The organism is Yoonia sp. R2-816 (genome assembly GCF_046762905.1).
Lineage (GTDB): Bacteria > Pseudomonadota > Alphaproteobacteria > Rhodobacterales > Rhodobacteraceae > Yoonia.
In genome coordinates, this window is record NZ_JBKQXN010000110.1 from 1 (window position 1) to 3,472 (window position 3,472).

The following is a 3,472-nucleotide window of genomic DNA, read 5'->3' on the forward strand; positions in this document are numbered from 1 at the left end:
TCAACGTTTCCGGCGAGGAAACGACAGCGTCCAGGACACGACCATACATCGACACAAGTCGCTCTGCCGTCTCACGGTCGAACAGCTGGCTGGCATAGGACAGCCTTCCAACCAGGCCCTCGCCCGTCTCCGTCAGATTGAACAACAACTCAAAATGTCCGCCAGGGTTGGCAGCGATAATCTCGGCTACTGTGCCTGGAAGCCGCAGGTCGGTCCGCTCACCGGCGTCGTCAGGAGCCTGCAAAACCAGCATCACCTGGAAGAGCGGCGAATGGTCCGGCGATCGGGCCGGCGAGACCGCCTCGACGATGGAGGCGAAGGGAACACCATCATGCTGGAAGGCGTCAATGACGGTCGCCTTGGCCGCATCCAGGAAGGCCTCGAATGGCTCCAGCGGATCGACGCGATGCCTCAGCGGCATCGCATTCACGAAGTATCCGATCTGCCGCTCAAACTCGGCACGCGAGCGGCCGGACACAACGGTGCCGAGCACCAAGTCATCGACGCCACTCAGCCGGCTGATCAGCGCCGCCAGCGCGGCTTCCAGTACCATGAACAAGGTGGCGCCGCGCGACCGCGCCAATGCCTTGAGCGCCGCCAACTGGTCCGGCGGCACGTCAAAGGCGACGGCATCGCTTTGGTAGTCCATGACGACCGGGCGTGGACGGTCGCTCGGCAGCGACGTCATGGGCGGAGCACCGGCAAGGCTCTGGCGCCAATAGTCCAGGCCGTTCCGGAACGCATCGTCCGACATGCGGTCCGACAGCCAAATCGCGTAATCGGCATACTGGATCGGCAACGGGGGAAGATCAGGAGCACTACCGGTCCGGTAAGCTGAATAGAACTCAGTCAGCTCCTCGAACAGAACGCCGAAAGAAGCGCCATCCAGCACCGTGTGATGCCCCTTGATAAGGAGCACATGATCATTGCCATCCAGGGTGATCAGGTGGATCCCGACCGGAGCGTCGGCATCGAGCGCAATGCGTTGACGACAAATCTGATCGACATACGCCGCCACATCGGGTTGCTCGAAGTTCCCCGACCAGTCTTCGCTCTGGAAGACGTCGACCGTTTCGGCATCGTCGATCACTTGCAAAGGACCGGCCGCACCACGCACGAGCCGGGTCCGCAGGCTTTCGTGACGCCGCACGAGGCTCTCGGCGGCTTTTTGCAACGCCGCGTGGTCCAGACCTCCAGTGATCCTGTGGGCGACCCAGACATTGTAGGCAACCCCCGCGGCTGGATCGAGCTGATCCAGCAGCCACAGGGCCTTCTGCTGTGCTGTCGCCGGGATTGGCTGTGACCGGTCGGCGTGCTCAATCTCTTGCACCCCGGTCTGCCCCCCTGTGAGAACCGCATTGAGCTCGTCCGTCAGATGCCGGGCGAGCTTGTCCACCGTCGGATGGTCGAAGGCGACCGTGTTGGAGGCCTCGTAGACACCGCCCAGGGCGGCGTTCAGCCGGTTGCGCAGTTCAACTGCCATCAGCGAATCCATGCCCAGATCGAAGAGCCCGGCCGAGGGCGCCGGCGCCGTCCCCAGACGCAGCACCGACCGCAGCTCGTCCTGCAAAAACGCGACGAGCACGCCTTTCCGATCCCCGGCCGGCGTTTCCCGCAGCCGCGCCAAAAGCGTGCTGTTGTCCCCATAAAGACCCGTCGGCGCCGCCAACAGGCCCGACAGCATTGCCGGTCGCACCGACCCCAGACCCTCGCCCATCCGACGCCAGTTCGCATCCAGCACCACGCCAAAAGACCGGCCACCCGCCAGCAGACGCTCAAGCGCGCCGTGCGCCGGACCCGCCGACAATGGCCGCAGACCCTGACGCGCCACGCTCGCCTTGACCGTCGCATCCTCGGTCATGCCCGAAGACCACGGACCCCAGGCAACGCTCGTTGCCGCCAGGCCCAGGCTCTGACGATGCGCCGCAAGACCGTCCAGGAAGCCGTTCGCCGCCGCATAGTTGCTCTGGCCCGACGCACCCAGCGTCGCCGCCACCGAGGAGTAGAGCACAAAAAGGTCCAAGTCCAGGTCCAGGCTCTCCTCGTGCAGGTGCCAGGCGCCCCGCGCCTTCGGCCCCAGCACTCCCGCTAGCCGCTCGCCCGTCTGCGCCGTCACCACACCGTCATCCAGCACACCCGCCGCATGGATCACACCCGCAAGGGGCGGCCAGGGTGTCTCTGGCGTTGGTGCCTCCACCGTTCTTTCTTCTGTCGTATCCGTGGGCACGTCGTTCGCCGCAAAGCGGCCGACCAGCGCCGCCACCGCATCGCCGTCCGACACGTCCAGGCGCGCCGTCGCGACGACACAGCCGGTCTCCGCCTCAAGCGCCGCCAGACGCTCTTGCACTGTCGTGTCCGGCGCCCGGCGGCCCGCCAGCACCACATGACCGGCCCCGGAGCGCGCCAGCCACTCGCCCGCCTCCAGCCCCAGCGCGCCCAGACCGCCCGTGATCAAATAACTCCGGTCCGGCCGTAACGTCAGGGAAGCCTCAGAGAAACCGGTCGTCCGCCCCAGCCGCGGTGCCATGAACTGCCCGCCGCGCAGCGCCAGCTGCGGCTCCGGGCCGCCACCCGCCAGCAGGCCAATCAGTTTCTCTCCGGCCGCCGCACTCGGTTCGATATCCACCAGCCGCAGCCCCAGGCCCGGCTGCTCGGCCTGAACCGAGCGGACAAAACCCCAAAGGCTCGCCGCAGCCGGATCGACCGCCTCACCCGGTACCGCCGCCACGCCGCCCGCCGTCACCACCGTCAGGCCCAAAGGCAGCGACAACTCAGAAGACACGGCCTCTTGCACCAGACCCAGTAGCCGGGCAAGGCGCCGCGACGAGGCCTCCGCAGGGTCCGCCTCGTCCTCTTCTGCGGCTCCCGCCGGAGCCACATACACAATGCCACCAAGACCAGGGCCGCCAAGATCCGGTTCGGCCAGTGCCTCGCCGCCGTCATCGGTCATGCCGTTCTCGGCCTGAGGACCGCCGGCCGGCACCGGCACCGAGCCCAGCAGCCGTGCCGGGTCTTCGCCCGCTCCCGTCACCACCGGCACGCCCCGCGCCGTCAGACCGTCAGCAATCGCCGCCAGCACCGGCCCGCTGCCATCGCCGCCATCCACCAGAAGAACAGGGCCAGCCGCCTCGTCTGCCGCATCATCCGCGGCCGGCGTCACACCCCGCCACACAACCTCGTAAAGCAGATCCTCGATACGCTCGCTCGCCGACAGCAGCGCCGCCCGCGGCGCCCGCTTCAGGCTGAAGCCCGTCACACCGCCCAGCGGCCGGCCATCCAGGTCGTAGAAGGACAGATCCGCCAGACGCACTTCCGGCACCACACCGGCGTTACTGTCACCGCCGTCCTCTTCCACCGGCCGCACACGCGCATGGCACAGCACACGATCCGGCAGCGCACCCGACAGCCACAGACGCTCCCAGCCAAACGGCAGATAGGTCACACCGCTCTCACTGTCGGCCGCGTTGCCTGC

Annotated in this window: 1 protein-coding gene; it reads right to left on the bottom strand. The window is 67.2% G+C overall.

What is annotated here, in order from left to right:
- Positions 1-3,442: condensation domain-containing protein (locus ACFWW2_RS01955; RefSeq protein ID WP_393925681.1), on the bottom strand; the 3,442-nt coding region annotated here is incomplete at its 3' end.
- Positions 3,443-3,472 lie beyond the last annotated feature (30 nt).